This window comes from Neobacillus sp. PS3-34, assembly GCF_030915465.1.
In the GTDB taxonomy this organism is placed as follows: domain Bacteria; phylum Bacillota; class Bacilli; order Bacillales; family Cytobacillaceae; genus Neobacillus_A.
Genome location: NZ_CP133267.1, coordinates 4,489,646 through 4,507,101, shown reverse-complemented (window position 1 = coordinate 4,507,101; position 17,456 = coordinate 4,489,646). Strand labels below are relative to the sequence as shown.

General features: G+C 38.2%; 15 protein-coding genes and 3 pseudogenes. 10 read left to right on the top strand and 8 right to left on the bottom strand.

Annotated features, from left to right (window positions below):
* Nucleotides 1-55 precede the first annotated feature (55 nt).
* Entirely contained in the window at nucleotides 56-1,042 is a 987-nt protein-coding gene (locus RCG23_RS23710; protein WP_308177670.1) for an aldo/keto reductase, read from the top strand.
* Between the two features lie 185 nt (nucleotides 1,043-1,227).
* On the opposite strand, the gene RCG23_RS23705 is transcribed toward RCG23_RS23710, so the two are convergent.
* Complete coding sequence (locus RCG23_RS23705) at nucleotides 1,228-1,518, bottom strand: hypothetical protein (RefSeq protein ID WP_308177669.1); 291 nt, start codon at nucleotides 1,516-1,518, stop codon at nucleotides 1,228-1,230.
* 452 nt (nucleotides 1,519-1,970) lie between these two features.
* Here RCG23_RS23705 and RCG23_RS23700 point away from each other — a divergent pair, with 452 nt between their 5' ends.
* From RCG23_RS23700 to RCG23_RS23690, 3 genes and pseudogenes are all read left to right on the top strand, one after another.
* Nucleotides 1,971-2,930, top strand: coding sequence for an oxygen-dependent tRNA uridine(34) hydroxylase TrhO (locus tag RCG23_RS23700; RefSeq protein WP_308177668.1), 960 nt, complete (start codon nucleotides 1,971-1,973; stop codon nucleotides 2,928-2,930).
* A gap of 163 nt (nucleotides 2,931-3,093) precedes the next feature.
* The gene (locus RCG23_RS23695; RefSeq protein ID WP_308177667.1) at nucleotides 3,094-3,390 is read left to right on the top strand and encodes a DUF5658 family protein; all 297 of its coding nucleotides are present in this window, start codon (nucleotides 3,094-3,096) and stop codon (nucleotides 3,388-3,390) included.
* Between the two features lie 398 nt (nucleotides 3,391-3,788).
* Nucleotides 3,789-5,107: pseudogene (locus RCG23_RS23690) on the top strand (GntP family permease).
* 94 nt (nucleotides 5,108-5,201) lie between these two features.
* Here the strand turns inward: RCG23_RS23690 and RCG23_RS23685 are convergent.
* Nucleotides 5,202-6,047, bottom strand: a complete 846-nt coding sequence (locus RCG23_RS23685) for a MurR/RpiR family transcriptional regulator (protein ID WP_308177666.1) — start codon at nucleotides 6,045-6,047, stop codon at nucleotides 5,202-5,204.
* Between the two features lie 269 nt (nucleotides 6,048-6,316).
* Between RCG23_RS23685 and gntK the strand changes: the two genes are divergently transcribed.
* Together gntK and RCG23_RS23675 are read left to right on the top strand one after the other, a co-directional pair.
* Nucleotides 6,317-7,855 carry a gluconokinase gene (gntK, locus tag RCG23_RS23680; RefSeq protein WP_374049786.1) on the top strand — a complete coding sequence of 513 codons (1,539 nt, stop codon included), beginning with the start codon at nucleotides 6,317-6,319 and terminating at the stop codon, nucleotides 7,853-7,855.
* A gap of 170 nt (nucleotides 7,856-8,025) precedes the next feature.
* The gene (locus RCG23_RS23675) at nucleotides 8,026-8,607 is read left to right on the top strand and encodes a YitT family protein (RefSeq protein WP_308177665.1); all 582 of its coding nucleotides are present in this window, start codon (nucleotides 8,026-8,028) and stop codon (nucleotides 8,605-8,607) included.
* Nucleotides 8,608-8,688: 81 nt separating this feature from the next.
* On the opposite strand, the gene RCG23_RS23670 is transcribed toward RCG23_RS23675, so the two are convergent.
* The 3 genes from RCG23_RS23670 to RCG23_RS23660 form a co-directional block, all read right to left on the bottom strand.
* Nucleotides 8,689-9,099, bottom strand: a complete 411-nt coding sequence (locus RCG23_RS23670) for a VWA-like domain-containing protein (RefSeq protein ID WP_308177664.1) — start codon at nucleotides 9,097-9,099, stop codon at nucleotides 8,689-8,691.
* A 127-nt stretch (nucleotides 9,100-9,226) separates the two neighbouring features.
* Complete coding sequence (locus RCG23_RS23665; protein WP_308177663.1) at nucleotides 9,227-10,549, bottom strand: oligosaccharide flippase family protein; 1,323 nt, start codon at nucleotides 10,547-10,549, stop codon at nucleotides 9,227-9,229.
* Between the two features lie 210 nt (nucleotides 10,550-10,759).
* Nucleotides 10,760-11,014 (bottom strand): DUF2533 family protein, encoded by a 255-nt coding sequence (locus RCG23_RS23660; RefSeq protein ID WP_308177662.1) that lies wholly within the window; start codon nucleotides 11,012-11,014, stop codon nucleotides 10,760-10,762.
* A 422-nt stretch (nucleotides 11,015-11,436) separates the two neighbouring features.
* Between RCG23_RS23660 and RCG23_RS23655 the strand changes: the two genes are divergently transcribed.
* Nucleotides 11,437-11,565, top strand: a complete 129-nt coding sequence (locus RCG23_RS23655) for a hypothetical protein (protein WP_308177661.1) — start codon at nucleotides 11,437-11,439, stop codon at nucleotides 11,563-11,565.
* 53 nt (nucleotides 11,566-11,618) lie between these two features.
* On the opposite strand, the gene RCG23_RS23650 is transcribed toward RCG23_RS23655, so the two are convergent.
* Both RCG23_RS23650 and gpmA read right to left on the bottom strand, forming a co-directional pair.
* Nucleotides 11,619-11,771: a hypothetical protein gene (locus tag RCG23_RS23650; RefSeq protein WP_308177660.1), complete on the bottom strand. Its 153-nt coding sequence runs from the start codon at nucleotides 11,769-11,771 to the stop codon at nucleotides 11,619-11,621.
* Between the two features lie 472 nt (nucleotides 11,772-12,243).
* Entirely contained in the window at nucleotides 12,244-13,011 is a 768-nt protein-coding gene (gene gpmA, locus RCG23_RS23645; protein ID WP_308177659.1) for a 2,3-diphosphoglycerate-dependent phosphoglycerate mutase, read from the bottom strand.
* 119 nt (nucleotides 13,012-13,130) lie between these two features.
* Here gpmA and RCG23_RS23640 point away from each other — a divergent pair.
* Nucleotides 13,131-14,831 (top strand): annotated as a pseudogene (locus RCG23_RS23640) (pyruvate oxidase).
* A 99-nt stretch (nucleotides 14,832-14,930) separates the two neighbouring features.
* On the opposite strand, the gene RCG23_RS23635 reads toward RCG23_RS23640, so the two are convergent.
* Nucleotides 14,931-15,251, bottom strand: coding sequence for a hypothetical protein (locus RCG23_RS23635; RefSeq protein ID WP_308177658.1), 321 nt, complete (start codon nucleotides 15,249-15,251; stop codon nucleotides 14,931-14,933).
* 226 nt (nucleotides 15,252-15,477) lie between these two features.
* Between RCG23_RS23635 and RCG23_RS23630 the strand changes: the two are divergent.
* Together RCG23_RS23630 and RCG23_RS23625 are read left to right on the top strand one after the other, a co-directional pair.
* Nucleotides 15,478-16,595 (top strand): annotated as a pseudogene (locus RCG23_RS23630) (NAD(P)/FAD-dependent oxidoreductase).
* Nucleotides 16,596-16,753: 158 nt separating this feature from the next.
* A complete protein-coding gene (locus RCG23_RS23625; protein ID WP_308177657.1) occupies nucleotides 16,754-17,446 on the top strand; it encodes a sigma-70 family RNA polymerase sigma factor in 693 nt (230 codons plus the stop codon).
* Nucleotides 17,447-17,456: the final 10 nt, after the last annotated feature.

Below are 17,456 nucleotides of genomic sequence, written 5' to 3'. Positions count from 1 at the left end.
TGGTTACCCTAGAAAGTGATTTTCCGGAATTGAATGATGGAAGGAGAAAAAAACCATGAATAAAAGAAAACTCGGATCAACAGGACTTGAGGTATCTGCCATCGGGCTTGGATGTATGGGGATGTCTGATTTCTATGCGGGGCGCGATGATCAAGAATCAATTAGAACGATTCAGCATGCACTTGACCTTGGAGTGAATTTTCTGGATACTGCGGATATGTATGGGGTCGGCAAAAATGAGGAATTGGTAGGGCAAGCAATTAAAGGCCGTCGTGAAAACGTAATCGTTGCTACAAAATTTGGGAATGTCCGTGCAGAAGACGGCACTTTTTTAGGTGTCAATGGCCGTCCTGACTATGTAAAAAGTGCTTGTGAGGCGAGCCTTCGCCGTTTAAATGTTGAATACATTGATTTATATTACCAGCACCGTGTAGACCCTAATACACCAATTGAGGAAACAATAGGCGCAATGGCTGAATTAGTTAAAGAAGGAAAGGTACGCTACATTGGCATGTCCGAGGCTGCTCCACAGACGATTCGCGCAGCCCATAAGGTCCACCCAATTACCGCTCTCCAGACAGAATACTCCCTCTGGAGCCGTGATGTAGAGGATGAAATTCTTCCTGCTGTTAGAGAACTTGGAATCGGATTTGTCCCTTACAGCCCTCTTGGAAGAGGTTTTTTAACAGGACAAATTCAAAAATTTGAGGACTTGGCTGAGGACGATTATCGCAGGTTCTCCCCGCGTTTCCAGGGAGAGAACTTTGAACGTAATATTGAATTAGTTAATAAAATTGAAGAGATCGCCCAGGAAAAAGGCTATCAGGCATCACAACTGGCATTGGCATGGCTGCTCGCACAGGGTGAAGATATTGTGCCGATTCCTGGAACAAAGAAAAGAAAATATTTAGAGGAAAATGTAAAAGCTGTAGAAATAAAACTTACAACAGAGGACCTGGCCCGCATAAATGATGCTGCGCCCCTTGGTGCAGCATCAGGCTTGCGTTACCCTGAAGCATCCATGAAGGGATTAAATTTATAATTCCCATAAAGGTCCCAAAACCATTTTAATGGTATTGGGACCTTTCTTTATTTTTGGCTCTATTCTAAAGGCTGTTTTCGTTTGTTGCTTCTGTAATAATCTTAGAGGCGACTCAAGGGAAGTTTTGATGAATTCAAAGGAAATCTAGTCCGAATAAGAGTTGAGTTCGGACAGGTTCGATCAAATCAAGGGCAATCCTGTCCAAATCTGTGGCAGCAAGACTTTGGGGCTTCATCCCTTCTTTGGATATCTTTTTTGGTGAGAATTTGGCCTTTACCTCTCTTATGAAGACCGTTTCTGGCATTTATGGCAGGCGTATCGGGCTTCATCCACCTTATGAAGACCATTCTCTGCTCTACCGGCAGGGCTTTTGGGTCTTCATCCCTCCTTTGGATATCTTTTTTGGTGAGTTTTTGGCCTTTACCTCTCTTATGAAGACCGTTTCTGGCATTTATGGCAGGCGTACCGGGCTTCATCCACCTTATGAAAACCATTCTCTCCTCTAGCGTATTCGGACAGGTTCAATCAAATCAAGGGCAATCGTGTCTGAATCATGGAATTTCGGTACAAACTCTCATATTAGGATTTGTTCAAAAACAACAATCTTTGCGAAAACAGCCTTTCTAAAAGATTGTTGTTTTTGAAATAGGTTTTTAAAAGCCAATCATTGAAAAAGAAGTTGATTGGAGCGGGAGGTGCGAGACTCCAGCGGGCGCAGCGGGACAGGTGAGCATCCTGGAGTGGAAATCAACTTCTCTCTAAATAGCAACAAAGTTTATGAAAAAAGGCTTATTTTTTCAGTTTCTACAAGGGAGGGTAAAGGCTTATAAGCTGCAAGGCTTGAAATATATATAGATTCTTTGATATAGTAGGAAAGTTAAATATAAATAAAGTGGAAATTTCAATACTTTAAATAAAAGGTGATTATATGAGTCAGGAATATAGAGTATTACTTTATTATAAATATGTAGATATAGAAAATCCTGAGGAAGTTATCAAGGAACATCAACAGTTCTGTAATGACCTGGGGATAAAAGGAAGAATCCTTATTTCAGTTGAGGGTATTAATGGAACTGTGTCAGGTACGCCTGAACAAACAGACGCCTACATTCATTTTATGAATGAACACCCGCTTTTTTCTGAAACAGTTTTTAAAGTTGATGAGGCATCCGAGCATGCATTTAAAAAAATGCGGGTAAGGCTGAGAAAAGAATTGGTAACTTTAAGGCTAGAAAATGATGTAGATCCAAAAGTATTAACTGGAAAACATCTTAAGCCAGCAGAATTTTTTGAAGCAATGCAAGATGAAAATACAGTTGTGATTGATGCCCGAAACGATTATGAATTTGATTTAGGGCATTTTAGAGGCGCAGTAAGACCTGATATTAATACGTTCAAAGAGCTGCCACAATGGATTAAAGATAATAAGAGTGCATTTGAAAATAAAAAAATTCTTACCTACTGTACTGGCGGCGTTCGCTGTGAAAAATTTTCAGGCTGGCTATTACAAGAAGGATTTGAAGATGTTTCCCAATTAGACGGTGGAATTGTCACCTACGGTAAAGATCCGGAAGTACAGGGAGAATTATGGGATGGCCAACTATATGTATTTGATGAAAGAATTAGTGTTCCTGTTAACAGAAAAGAGAATGTAATTGTTGGTAAAGATTATTTTACAGGTGAGCCATGTGAGCGTTACGTGAATTGCGCAAACCCGGAGTGCAATAAAAAGATTTTGTGTTCTGAGGAAAATGAGCATAAATATTTACGGAGCTGTTCGCATGAATGCCGAGTGCATCCAAGAAACCGTTATATTGCACAGCATGATTTAAGCTCGGAACAGGTAGAAGAAAGATTAAATGCTATTAGTAATAAAATAACTGTATAAGCATAATATTAATAGTAAGCAGGCCATTTTTGGCCTGTTTTTTAGTTGCTAAAAATGGTATATTGTTAATGATTGTTCTTATTTAAGAACAAAATAAATTAATTCCATCAAAAACGTTCTTATTAAAGAGTTAATGTTAAATGGTTGAGGAGGTATGTGAAGTATGAATAAGTTATTAATATACTTATCTGCAGCGAACTTGATTGATGGAGTTGCAACATTCTTTGGCCTTCATTTAAATATCATTTCTGAGGACAATTTCATAATGGAATTTATCTACCATATCAGTCCAGCATTGTTTTTATTTTTAAAAGTATCGCTCTCCATTTCCCTAATCATTTTTGTTTATAAGTTAAGAAAAAGTAAAAGACCTTTCTTGTATGGCCTTGCAATGTTTGCATCTGCCGTATATACAATTACACTTTTCATACATATTTATTGGCTTATTGGTATATTGTAAGTGGGAGAGGACGGCACCGCATCGTAAGTAATCCCTTTCAAATGCAAAAATTTAGATCTGGATGAAAATATTTTTCCCTAAAAATTATTAAATGCCATATGCTCCTCGTAGAATGGGAATTCTATTAGGAGTTTTCTGTTTAGAAAATATTTTTGAAAAAGGGGGTAGAATAAGATAAAAAAAAATAAAAAAATTTTTTTCTCAAAAAACATTGATAAAAGAAATTTTTTTTCATATAATCAAGATATATTTTGAAAGTGCTTTCAAAATTATTTTGGCCAAAAATAAGAAAAAGAATTTCAAAGGGTAGGCAGAGGTTAGGTTAAACGATGAAAAAAAGGTAAACTCTTAAAAAGATTTTCGAAAGGGCTTACAAAAAAGGGGAAGGTGAATTTATCATGTTTCATTTATTAGTTACTTTACTAGCAATCATTATTGTCATACTAGGTGTATCCTTGTTTAAATGGCACGCATTTATCAGTTTAACAGTAGCAACTTTGTTTCTCGCCATTGTATCAGGTTTATCAATGGATAAAATCGTTGCCGGAATTGAAACCGGAGTTGGCGGGGTTTTGGCGATTTAGTTGGAATATTGGCGCTTGGTACCATCTTGGGTAAAATGATGGCTGAGTCAGGAGCCGGAATTCAAGTAGCTGATTTCTTCGTCAGAAAGTTTGGCGTGAAAAAGCTTCCTTGGGCAATGCTTCTAGCTGGTTTTATCATCGGTATACCTGTATTTTTTGAAGTAGGTATTTTAATTGTATTACCTTTGGTTATCTCTATTCAAAAAACATCAAAACAAAACATTTTACTTATTGCACTTCCAGCAATCGCAGGTTTATCAATTGTCCATGGATTGGTTCCACCACATCCAGGCGCGATTGCAGCAATTGGAATCTACAATGCCAATCTTGGAAAAGTATTGTTATATTCACTTATCATTGCGATTCCTGCAGCCATCCTTGGTGGACCAGTATTTGCTAAATGGATTAACAAACGTGTAACTCCTGAAGGAGAACCAGAATTAATAAAAATCAACATGGCATATAAAAAATTGCCTGGTACAGGAATTTCTTTCTTCATTATCTTACTGCCAGTCATTTTAATGATATTTTCCGCACTGGCACCTTATACTGGCCTTCCTGCTGGATTAATGAAATTCTTCATTTTCATCGGCAGCCCTTTGATCGCTTTATTAATTGCCGTTTTTGCAGCGTTCTATTTCTTAGGTTTCCGTCAGGGTTTTGATAAAAACGTGATTAAAAAGTTTACGGAAGAATGCATTCTGCCAGTAGGTTCGATTCTTTTAATTATCGGTGCCGGTGGCGGCTTTAAACAAATTTTGATAGACAGCGGTGTTGGCAATACAATTGGTGAAATGTCACAGAACTTATCATTATCACCGCTTGTGCTTGCATTTATCATTGCAGGATTAATCCGTATCGCTACAGGATCTGCTACTGTTGCATTAACAACTGCAGCCGGAATTGTGTCACCTATAATCCAGCATATGTCAGGCGTTAACCTGGAGCTGCTTGTAATTGCTACTGGTGCAGGTTCATTAATGTTTTCACACGTCAATGATGCTGGGTTCTGGATGGTTAAGGAATACCTGGGATTAAGCGTAAAAGAAACATTTAAAACATGGACAGTTCTTGAAACGATTCTTTCCTTCACTGCTTTTATAGGTGCTTTAATACTGGATATGTTTATATAGTAATAATAAAACTCCCTCATTTTATTTTGAGGGAGTTTTTATTTTAAACAAATAGTCTATTGGTAAAACTATATGAAACAAAGAAATATAGGAGCTATGTTGTAGAATGGGATCCTTGATTCCGGGTTTGTTCCTGGATAAAGATCGCCCTTTCATTTTTTTTATTTGAAGCATTCAGGCATAATACATCAATGAGGGCTAACAGGGCTATCCGTGAGGAAAATGATGCAGGCACATACTCCGAGTTCTCTACACTGGTAAAAAGAGCAATGTCGACATTCATACCGATTGGAGAATTAGGAGCGCTTGTTATGGCAATTGTTTTGGCACCAGTTTCATTTATTGCTTTTAAAAGTTGAACCGTATCTTTATTTGTTCCAGAATGAGATATGATAACTGCAACATCATCCTCTGTTAAGTGAGCCGCAGACATAAGCTGAAATTGTGCTTCAAGGAATGAGGATGCTTTAATGCCTGACTCGGCAAATTTATGAAACGCATCCATTGCAATGACAGCCGAACCGCCTGTTCCATAAAATTCGACTCTTTTGGCATTTATGATTAGATCTGCCGCTTTCGTTACTGAATTGTTTTCCAGCTGGTGCAGGGTATTTTGAAGATTTCTGATATTTGTTTTAAAGATTTCTTCAGTAAGATTTTTTTCAGTATCCTTTTCTGTGCTTTCTTCTGCAATATTGCGTCCGGAACTCATGATCTCAGAGGCAAGCGCGATCTTCATTGCCTGAAAGCCTTTGAACCCTATGCGCTTTGAAAATCTGAATACAGTTGCGTCTGCAATATTTAAATCATCTGCTACATCATTAATCGTACGGTGTATAATAATTTCAGGCTTCTCTAAGATATAATCAGCTATTTTTTTTTCTTTTTCACTTAACTTAGAATAATAAGAACGAATAGTCCCTAAGCAATTTTGCGTCATAAGCGATTTCCCTTTCCAAGTTCCTACTTGGAGTATAGCATAATTGCAAGATGAAAAAAATTTTTATTGTAAACGTTTGCGTTATGAAATTTTTTTCGTATAATAATTAATGTATGAAAAAAATTTTCATAGAATATCAGTATTTAGGATTGGAATGGCAAAAAAATAGCATCCAAGAATATACTGCTTTTTTTGAGAAGAAAACTGAAAAACATTCATCATATGCTGTAACCAAACTGCATCCAAGAGTTTTTCGAGGAGGAAGAATAATGAATACTAAATATGTAATAGGCGTAGATATCGGAACAACAAGTGCTAAGTCAGTTCTATTTTCAAAGGATGGTACCGTCATATCCAGCCATGGAATAGAGTATCCTTTATATTCACCAACACCTGAAACAGCTGAACAGGATCCTGAAGAAATTTTCAGGGCGGTCATAAATACTGTCAGAAAAACAATTCAGGGCAGCGATGTCAAGCCAGAAGATATCCTTTGTGTATCTTTTAGTTCGGCTATGCATAGTCTTATTGCGGTAGACCAGACAGGAAAGCCATTAACAGAATGTATTACCTGGGCAGATAACCGAAGTTCAGACTGGGTGGAAAAAATTAAAAAAGAAATGAATGGCCACGATATTTACCTTAGGACTGGAACACCCATACATCCAATGTCGCCATTAGCAAAGTTGGTCTGGCTAAGAAACGATTATACAGAGTTGTTTTCTAAGAGCTATAAATTTATTTCGATAAAAGAATATATTTTCTTTAAGCTATTTGGAAAATATGTAGTCGATCATTCTATCGCTTCTTCAACAGGGCTGTTTAATATTTATTCACTAACCTGGGATGAAGAAGCATTAAAAATGGCTGGTGTAACTCCTGAACAGCTTTCTGAACCTGTTCCAACCACATACAGGCTGGATGGACTTGATGAAGCTTATGCGAAAGAAATGAATTTGCTTCCTTCCACCCCTTTTGTTGTCGGGGCAGGGGATGGGGTTTTATCTAATTTGGGAGTAAATGCGATTGAGCCAGGGGTTGTGGCTGTTACGATCGGAACAAGCGGTGCGATACGTGCAGTAGCCGACCGCCCGATTACAGATCCCAAGGGAAGAATTTTTTGCTATGCTTTAACTGAAGACCATTGGGTTATTGGTGGGCCCGTTAACAATGGCGGCATGATATTTAGATGGGTGAGGGACCAACTTGGAGATTCAGAAGTGGCGGCCGCAAAACGCTTAGGAAAAGATCCATATGAAGTTCTAACCGAAATAGCAGATAGGGTCACCCCTGGAGCTGACGGACTGTTATTCCACCCGTATCTTGCAGGAGAAAGGGCACCATTATGGAACTCCAATGCACGTGGATCGTTCTTTGGGCTTGGCATGCACCACAAAAAAGAACATCTTATCCGCGCCGTTCTGGAAGGTGTCATATTTAACTTATATACAGTCCTATTAGCATTGTCCGAGTTAATTGGAGAGCCGAATAAAATCCATGCAACCGGCGGATTTGCCAGGTCAGAGGTCTGGCGGCAGATGATGGCTGACATTTTCAATCATGAAGTCATCATTCCGGAAAGCTTTGAAAGCTCATGTTTAGGAGCAGCAATCCTTGGCCTTTACAGCCTTGGAGAGGTTGATTCACTGAACGTTGTTTCTGAAATGGTAGGAGCTACACATCAGCATACTCCAAACAGTGAAAATGTTTCAATATATGAGGATTTAACACCAATTTTTATCCGCCTTTCACGGCTTCTGCAGGAAGAATATGAAAGTATCGCTGCTTTCCAGAAGAAGTGGGTATAGAAGAATCATTTCAAAAATATATTTGATTAACGAAAGAGAGCCTGATAATGCAGGCTCTTTTTTTGTGTATGAAAGAGGCATTAGTATAAGTGGACAAATTTAATGAATGAATCCGGCAAAACAAGTCATAGGATATAAAAAGACTAGGATAGGGAAAGGAAGGAGGATGTATGGTTATTAAATTGTTTACGATCATTATTGCTAGTGTCTTAATCGGAATAGGAATTAATGCTTTTGTCATACCTTCTCATGTAATAAACGGAGGTATATGGGGAATCAGCTTATTGATCCATTATTTATGGGGCTGGAAACTAGCCGTTACATTTACTTGTTTGAATTTACCTATCTATTTTGCTGCAATGTATTATGATTTACATTATTTTTTTTATGGATTAATTGGAACTTTTATTTCAGCAATCATTATCAGCCTACTTAATCCTTTAAACGGTTTATTCCATTTGCCGTTCCTGCTCAATATTTGTTTAGGCGGAATATTTATTGGCACAGGCGTAGGGATCATGTTAAGAATTCATGCAAGTCCGGGAGGTATTGATTTACTTGCTTTAATGGTATCAAAATCACTCTCACTTAACGTAGGATTGGTGATCCTCATAATCGATACAGTGATAATACTTAGCGGGGTTCTAATTTTTAAAGAGATAACCTTTTTATATTCACTTATCATTATTTCTCTGGTTGGTACAATTGCTTCACTATTAACATCAATAAAATCCATCTCAGTCTTCACATAATTTTGATAGCTATAGCTCAGTTATTACTAACAAGTTGCAAAGGACCTGTTTCAATAATATGAGACACGCCTTTACATTTGTTTAAACAACATTTAATATCTTTCCAAACGGGACTTTGGGTTTGAATTGATCTGGAATGAGCCAGTAAACATATGGCTTCACTTCCAATTCATCATATAAAAAGCCAGTAACGTCTGTCACATACATTAGTGTTTCGATTTTTTCTTCATTTGCCCATTCAAAGACTTCCGTATAGGAGGATTTTCCGTGAGTATAGTACTTAATGCCTTCAGATTCTTTGATATTGGAAATACTTCGAATTTTAAAATCCGCTTGAACTAATATTGACTCTGGATTCATTTCCCCGATAAATTTTACTACATTCTCAATTAACTTTTGGTCGGTTTGGTTATTCGAGGTATCAATGACTAAAGCCAGCTTCTTTTCTTTGTTGTTTTGCATAATTTTAAGCAATTCCCGTTGCCATCTCATGATGTTCCCCCTTTCGTACACCACATTATTATCCCTTGATTTCAGCCACGTATTACTAAACTTTATGGGCAAGAAAATTATATATAGGATGGGATTGGGTACTATAAATGAACCACAAGCACCATTTCTATGCCTCTTTATAGTTCGTTAACCATAAAGTAATCCCTATTTTTTTACATATGGTAAGGTAATGAAGCATAAAAAGTAAAACAGCACCGGTATTTAAGCCCAAAATGATGCCGACTATATTTAATGAAAATTGGGACCCTAAGAAATACATAACGGAGAACGAGATAATATGGGACCAAATGGTATGAAGAAACATGTCTTTCACTAATCCCAATCCTATTAGGTAGGCTTGCATTGGAATTACAAAGAAATGAAACAAGAAATATGGCCACATTAATTTCAAATATAACGCTGCACTCATGGATGAAAAGAAGAGAGAAGTTATTTGTTCTGCAAAAAAATTCATACAAAGAACAGCTGGAATTCCATAAATCATCGTAATCCACATTGATTGCAGAAATAGGTTTCTTAACTTTTCGTAGTCGTGTTTCGCGAATGCATCTGAAACATTTGGGATTAACATAACCATTAAGGAATGGGCAATAAACGCTGGAAAAAAACCGATTGTCATAGCAACTCCTGACAGCATGCCGAAGTGCTTTGTCGCTGCAATGGAACTGAACCCTGCTGCCATAAGAGCGGACTGAATTAAGAATGGCTGAATACTATTTGTTATCGCATGAAAAATGCGAACCCCCACAGTTGGGAGTGAGACCGAAAGCAGCTTTTGACGAGCATGTTTTCCTGTCAAAATGGCGTTCGAAGAATTTTTCATTTTTTGCATATGGAGAATCAATAAACTTATTAAATAAAGAAATACGATTAATTCACTGCCAATTAATGCACTAAGAGCCATAAGCAGAGAGCTGTCTTTATCAACTTTTAAAATATCGAAGACAACCAGCAGAACACCTAATTGAAATGCTTTTCTAAGAAAGTTAGAGAAGGCTATTTTTCCCATCTGCTGAATGCCCATAAAGTAGCCTCTTGCAATGGATGAAAATGATGAAATCGGGATTAATCCAGCCAGTAACCATTTTACATTAAGGTGAAACCTGTCCATTATTGAAGGATAAGATAACACGCTGATAGTTACTATTAACATTATAAACATAACCAAGGCAGCTAATTTTACAGCGTGTTGCAGGAAGTTATAATGAAAGCTTTTTTTATTTTCTGCGATAAATTTTGAAATAGAAATGGGCAATTCAAGACTAGCAATTACAAAAATCAAAAAGATGATGGGCAAAATAGACATGTAAATTCCCATACCTTCTTCTCGCAATTCTCTGGCAAGTATCATGTTAACAAAAAATTCTGCACATTCACTAAAAAATGCGGCCACAATCAATATGATGGTTCCTCTAAAAAAGGAATTCATGAAATCTCACCCCTTTAAAATCCTTTTAATAGAATATGAGTCAAGTAGGGGGATTATTTTTGTTTTTTTTAGTGGGGAAAGACTATCTTGAAAGGGAGCAAAGAAACTGCTTTCGGTCAAAGGTTAAATATCTCCATTATTTTTTCATACTTTCTAAAAAGAGAAACCCGCTGGACAATTTCGATCCGCGGGTTTTAAAGAACTTTAGCTTTATTTTTGTGATTTTACGTACTCCTCAACCATTTCAACCGTTACATTTTTTCTGGTTGGAATAAATCGCAAATTAATTTTGTTGATCTTATTGGTCACTTCATTTATTTTTTCTGTTGTAAAAGGCTGACCTTGTTTGCATAATTCGACAGCTTCTTCAATATAGTTTTCACGTATTTCATCCAACTCTAAAAATACTTGATAACTTCTATTTTGTTTTTCAGCATGTTGTGCTAATTCTTTTTGAACACCCATGATTTCACTCCTCAAATATCTATACATCAATCATTAATATCATATCAGTTTATTTATGCCTCGTTAAGAAAGAATCTAATAATCCTTTTTCCCGATATAATAAAATGCCTACCTATTTACCAGATTCCCTTTGTATCGTATTCTTTAAAGGGTGCCAAGCATTGGAGAAAAATTTTCCGCTACAGTGAAATGAACATAAAGGTCATTCCATGTTTTATCACTAGAAAGCGGGAAATGGTCAATTGCATCATTTTGTAATAGAAGGGAGGGGGCAACATGAACATCACAGATGAAGCACGTGAGCTCCTATTTCAGGTTTTAAAAGAACAAAAAATAAGTGGCATAAGAGTATATTTTGCTGGGTTTGGCTGAGGACAGCCAGAGATAGCCTGGCTCTGGATGAGCCAGAAGAAGATGATATTGTGACACTAATAAACGAAATCCAAGTAGCAATCGACCCTAACATTGAACCGTACCTTGAGGAATTGATCCTTGATTATGATAGGGAAAACAATGGCTTAGTCCTTTTGGGGAATGAAAGCGATTGTTGATCAGGAGAATAAAACAAAGAGCCGGATTTTGCCAGGCTCTTTGTTAAAATTGCTTATTTTGTTGAACAGCAATCCTGTTTTTCAGTGTCTGTACAGCACGCTTGCTTTTCTTCTGCTGCACAGCATTCTTCTTCCTTCACTTCTTTGATTTCAATATTGCAGCAGCTTGAACCTTTTTTTGTGCTTTTAAATAGACCAAACATCATGACCATCTCCATTTCTTTATTGGGAATTTTCAAAACTGCTAGCACTCACAAGAGCAGGTACTATTGGTGTTACCCCTTAACATTAGGTTAAGCTTACTAATAAGGTTGGGTAGACGATTTTCTTTCTTACCATAAACATATTTCCAAGCTTCTCGTGAGACACGTTCAACTTCCTGCCTTTGTAATTGGGCAACCATTTCGTATTCATGAAATAACATACTATCTTCTCCTTTAAATCAAATTATTTTGATATATAGTTCAAAAAAAACTGATGTAATTGATACCAATCTAAAGCATTGTAGGAATCTCCTATTTTCGCCTTTAAATCAAATTTACTTGATGAAGTAATTATAAATCCAAAATTTACTAATGTCAATCTGTTTTATCAAAAAAAATTGATTAATTTTATTAGGAAGTTTTTCGGCAACTTCCCCTTACCACATCTTCCAGCAAGGGGAGGTTAATCAAAATTTCATCCTAGCCAATCACAGTAATCTGGATCATTCAAATCCTGATTAAGCGGCATGGTATCGTCACTCCTTTCGCCTTCCTGACAAAGATAGTAGTGCCGAAGCGGTTTTAGGTTTTCATCCATTTCATAAACTAGCGGAATACTGTTAGGGATATTTAAACTTATCACACCATCAGGGGGAATATTGTCCAAGTATTTAACAAGTGCCCGTAACGTATTGCCGTGTGCAGAGATGATGATACGCTGATTTAGTATTAAGCTAGGGACAATTTGTTCATTCCAATATATGATCGCCCGTTTTTCGGTGTCTTCAAGACTCTCGGCGAGTGGAATATTTTCTGCTCCAATTCCTTTATATTTAGGGTCTGATTGATCAAAAATATGATCTTCTTGATAAATTTCAGGAGGCCGGATACTTGCAGATCTTCTCCATATATTTACTTGTTCTTCACCATATTTTGAAATTACCTCGTTTTTATTCAATCCTTGCAGTGCACCATAATGCCTCTCATTTAATCGCCAGGATTTAAGTACAGGAATCCACATCAAATCCATTTCATGAAGTATAATCCACAGTGTTCTAATCGCTCGTTTTAGAACAGAAGTATGGGCAGTATCAAAGATAAAACCATGTTTTTTTAATACTAAAGCAGCTTCTCTTGCCTCATTATAGCCTTGATCTGTAAGGTCTATATCTTTCCATCCTGTGAATCGATTTTCTACATTGTATTGGCTAAGTCCGTGCCTAATAAAGACAATTTTCTTCAATTTAAACCACCTACATCAGTTTTTTATCAGTATTTACATTTTATGTTGGAAATAATTGAGTAAATATTGTTTATTAGAAAAACACTACAAGTATCTTTTTTTAAATGGAGTGTGGCAACGTGTTTAAAAAAAAAGCAGGTGAAGTGTTAATTGAATTACTAATTGAATGGGGAGTAGATCATATTTATGGAATGCCTGGTGATTCCATAAACTCGATTATCGAGCCCTTAAGAAAGGCTCAAGACAAAATTAAATTCATTCAGGTTAGGCATGAAGAAGCCGGAGCTTTGGCTGCGGCAGCATATGCAAAGCTGACAGGGAAAATAGGCGTTTGCACCGCGATTGCAGGCCAGGTGCAATCCATCTGTTGAATGGATTGTATGATGCAAAGCTTGACAAGGTACCAGTCTTGGCTATAACAGGTCAGATTGAATCAGACCAGCTTGGAACGGACTTTTTCCAGGAAGTAAACCTGGAACGGATGTTTGACGATGTCGCTGTATACAATCAACGGATTATGTCTGCTGAACAGCTGCCTGCTGTAGTGAATCAGGCGATCAGGACAGCTTATGCCAAAAAAGGTGTTTCGGTCCTCACCATCCCTGACGATATTCAAAGGTTTGAGGTAGGAAATGAAGCAAGAGTGACTTCAAGCTTTTTGGTAAAACAGGAAGTTTTTCCTTTATTGGAAGATTTACATCGTGCAAAGGAACTAATTATGAAAGCGGAAAGCGCCAATCATCCTAGCAGGAAGAGGAGTACAAGGTATTCGTGATATTTTAATACCTTTTGCTGAAAAAATAGCCGCCCCGATCGTAATGACTTTACCTGGAAAAGGAGTAATCCCTGACAAGCATCCCTACTCATTGGGAGGGCTGGGTCTGATTGGCACAAAAGCGGCCTATGAAGGCATGCAGGAAACAGATACGCTTATTATGATCGGCACTTCATTTCCATTTACCGGATTTCTTCCAAAAGAGGCCAAAACCATTCAAATTGATGTAGACCCTTCTCAAATAGGGAAGCGTTCTCCTGTTGACGTAGGACTTGCTGGGGAGGCAGGGATCACGCTCGGATGGCTCACTGAAAATATAGAACGGAAAGAGGATAGGACATTTTTGGAAAAAAGCCAGGAGAGGATGGAAAATTGGTGGAACAGGCTGGATCGTCAAGAAGAGAATGATTCTATGCCTATCAAGCCACAGCGAGTTATTAACGCCTTGCAAATGGTTGCAAAAGATGATGCTGTGCTCTCAGTAGATGTTGGAAATGTTACGGTTTGGATGGCACGTCATTTTCATATGACCAATCAAAAATTCATTATATCCAGTTGGCTTGCTACGCTTGGCTGCGGCCTTCCAGGCGCAATTGCCGGGAAAATTGCTTTTCCGGAAAAACAAGTTTTTGCAGTCTGCGGTGATGGTGGTTTTGGGATGACAATGAACGATTTTGTAACGGCAGTAAAATATAACCTGCCAATTGTGGTCATTGTTTTAAACAATCATAAGATCGCTATGATTAAGTTTGAACAGGAAGTAATGGGAAACATTGAATTCGGAACAGACCTGGTAAACCCTAACTTTGCGCAATATGCAGAAGCATGTGGCGGTATTGGTTTCCGCATTGAGAACCCCAATGATTTACTACCAGCATTACAAAGTGCGATTCAACAATCAAAGCCGTGCATCATCGACGTCCTTGTAGATCCAGAAGAAGCTCCTATGCCGGCAAAGATTACGTTTGGCCAGGCAGCAGGGTATACAAAGCATATGATAAAAGAATTGTTTGAGGAAGGGAAGCTGGATCTGCCTCCATTGTAAATTAAAAAAGGAAATATTAGGATACTACAATCAAAAGAATAATCCGGAAAGTATTAAAATAGGCAGGTACCTATTCCTCTTTGAAACTGGACTCATACACTATGGAGAAACAGTTGAGGAGGAGATATAAAATGCAAAGACAGTTCCCTGGAGGTTACGGTCAGCCTGGGCAAGTATATCACCCTGGGCAAAGCTATCATCACGGACATGGTGGATATTATCCTGGCCAAGGTTATCACCATGGTCATGGCGGATATTATACTGACCACGGCTATCACCATGGACACGGTGGTTATTATCCGGGTCATGGCTATCACCATGGCCACGGCACATATGTCCCTGGTTATGGGTATCATCATGGCCATGGCACATATATCCCTGGTCATGGCTATCATCATGGCCATGGCAGCTACCATCCATAAAAGTATAGACATTCTAATGAATGATGATTATTTTGATAAGGTTCAATGGCTGTCTTTGAGGCAGCCATTTTTTCATACCATTATTGAGAGATTGACGCTGTTACACAAATGTTATTATTTTTGAACCAAAAGACATTCTGGTTTTATTGTCCTTGGTATGCTATAAGATGTAGTGAGGGAACATTGCTAATATTATAGAACTAAAAACGAAAAGGAAGCTGAAAATGAAACGATTCATTATCATTGGTGGCGGAATACTAGGCGCCTCTACAGCCTATCACTTGGCCAAACAGGGAGCAGAAGTCATACTGATTGACAGGAAGGATAAAGGGCAGGCGACGGATGCCTCAGCGGGGATCATTTGCCCTTGGTTAACACAACGGCGAAACAAAGCTTGGTACCAATTAGCAAAAGCGGGGGCGCGCTATTATCCATATTTAATAAATGAGCTTGAAAAAGCAGGCGAAGATAACACCGGCTATAAAAGGGTCGGTGCACTAAGTATTCATAAAGATTTAGAAAAGATTAAAAAGGCAGGAGAACGAGTTTCATTACGACGTGGAGATGCTCCGGAAATTGAAGATGTAACTGAACTTTCACCCGAAGAGGCAAACCGTTTGTTTCCTGTTTTAGATATAGATTACCATGCCTTACATATTAGCGGTGCTGCCCGTGTAGATGGACGTTTATTGAGGGATTCCTTATTGTCAGCAGCCAAAAAATTAGGTGCTTCAATTATTAATGGTGATGCGGTGCTGCAATTCAGCGGAAGTCGTGTCACAGGGGTCAAAACAGGAGATAAGGAATTTCAAGCATATCAAGTCATTGTTTGTGCCGGAGCCTGGGCGAATTCATTGCTAAAGCCTCTTGGAGTGGACCTTCAGGTTACTTTTCAAAAAGCACAGATTGTCCATTTGGAAATACAAGATGGCAATACAAATGAGTGGCCGGTTATAATGCCGCCGACTAACCAATACCTATTGGCATTTGATAAACAACGAATAGTAGCAGGCGCTACCCATGAGGATCTTGAAAATTTAGACGATCGCATTACAGCTGGCGGAGTGGCGGAAGTTTTAAACAAGGCATTGAATGTCGCGCCTGGATTGAACAATAGCACGTTTATCGAAGCCCGAGTAGGATATCGTCCCTTTACACCTGGCTTCCTTCCGGTGATTGGCCCCTACCTGGATGGAAGGGGATTTTAGCAGCTAATGGGTTAGGTGCTTCCGGGTTAACGATGGGACCTTATTTGGGATCTGAATTGGCAAAGCTCGCTCTTGGATTGGAGCTGGAACTAGATTTGACACTTTATAATATTGAAGGTGCGATTAAGAGCTAATAATATAGTTAATTAACATTTAAGACTTTCGTATAATAAATTATTAAAAGGATGTTTTCTAGACATCCTTTTAATTCAAAAGTTTTTTAAAGATACCCGTATCTTTCCTTTCCTGTATTCCGTTATAAGGGCAGAGATGTTCAAAAGGAGTGAACAGAATGACTGCCAGCAGAAGCTTGTTTTGCGAAGAAAGGGTCAAACATATTGCAAGTCAAATTGATTTAGCTGAATTATATGAAGGTGTGCATAGATATTCCCGTTTTCTCACCAAAAACAATTGGGAAGCAGATGATCTTGTCCAAGAAGCCCTATTGAAGGGAATTCAGTCTTACCATCCATCCCAATTAACCCCTTCGCTTTTGAACAAAATTGCTTACCACCATTGGATTGACACCCTGAGAAAGAGAAAGCATGAGGTTGTCGGGATTGAGGGGGATGTTATTGAAAGGCAAGATACATCCAGACCTGGTATGTTAATTGATATTGTGAAGCTCTTGATAAACAATCTGACCCCAAAACAGGCCGTTATCTTTATGTTGAAAGAAGGATTTAACTTTCAAGCAAAGGAAATTGCCGGTTTATTGTCCACTACTGAGACAGCGGTGAAATCTTTACTGCACCGATCAAAGAACCGGCTAGAAAAACAAAGCCTTCTTCAATCCACTGATTCCTTCTGGAGTGAAGAAGAGAAGGAATTGCTGTCTGATCTGCTTTACAAATCACTTGAATCCCAGGACCCTGGCATATTAATTGACTCCATTTCACGTATCCCACTGTTGGCAGAAGTTCCAAAGCTGGCTAAGCCAAACCACTCCGGCTCACCTCTCAGCCTATATTGCATGGCAGCATAAAAAGGGAGGA

Excerpts from the sequence above, each read along its gene's own strand:
- RCG23_RS23700 (WP_308177668.1), top strand. The coding sequence starts at position 1,971 with ATGAGTCAGGAATATAGAGTATTACTTTATTATAAATATGTAGATATA.
- RCG23_RS23685 (WP_308177666.1), bottom strand. The coding sequence starts at position 6,047 with ATGACGCAAAATTGCTTAGGGACTATTCGTTCTTATTATTCTAAGTTA.
- RCG23_RS23670 (WP_308177664.1), bottom strand. The coding sequence starts at position 9,099 with ATGAGATGGCAACGGGAATTGCTTAAAATTATGCAAAACAACAAAGAA.
- RCG23_RS23665 (WP_308177663.1), bottom strand. The coding sequence starts at position 10,549 with ATGAATTCCTTTTTTAGAGGAACCATCATATTGATTGTGGCCGCATTT.
- RCG23_RS23660 (WP_308177662.1), bottom strand. The coding sequence starts at position 11,014 with ATGGGTGTTCAAAAAGAATTAGCACAACATGCTGAAAAACAAAATAGA.
- RCG23_RS23695 (WP_308177667.1), top strand. The coding sequence starts at position 3,094 with ATGAATAAGTTATTAATATACTTATCTGCAGCGAACTTGATTGATGGA.
- RCG23_RS23675 (WP_308177665.1), top strand. The coding sequence starts at position 8,026 with ATGGTTATTAAATTGTTTACGATCATTATTGCTAGTGTCTTAATCGGA.
- gntK (WP_374049786.1), top strand. The coding sequence starts at position 6,317 with ATGAATACTAAATATGTAATAGGCGTAGATATCGGAACAACAAGTGCT.
- RCG23_RS23625 (WP_308177657.1), top strand. The coding sequence starts at position 16,754 with ATGACTGCCAGCAGAAGCTTGTTTTGCGAAGAAAGGGTCAAACATATT.
- RCG23_RS23705 (WP_308177669.1), bottom strand. The coding sequence starts at position 1,518 with ATGAAGCCCGGTACGCCTGCCATAAATGCCAGAAACGGTCTTCATAAG.
- RCG23_RS23635 (WP_308177658.1), bottom strand. The coding sequence starts at position 15,251 with ATGGATGGTAGCTGCCATGGCCATGATGATAGCCATGACCAGGGATAT.
- RCG23_RS23710 (WP_308177670.1), top strand. The coding sequence starts at position 56 with ATGAATAAAAGAAAACTCGGATCAACAGGACTTGAGGTATCTGCCATC.
- RCG23_RS23650 (WP_308177660.1), bottom strand. The coding sequence starts at position 11,771 with ATGATGTTTGGTCTATTTAAAAGCACAAAAAAAGGTTCAAGCTGCTGC.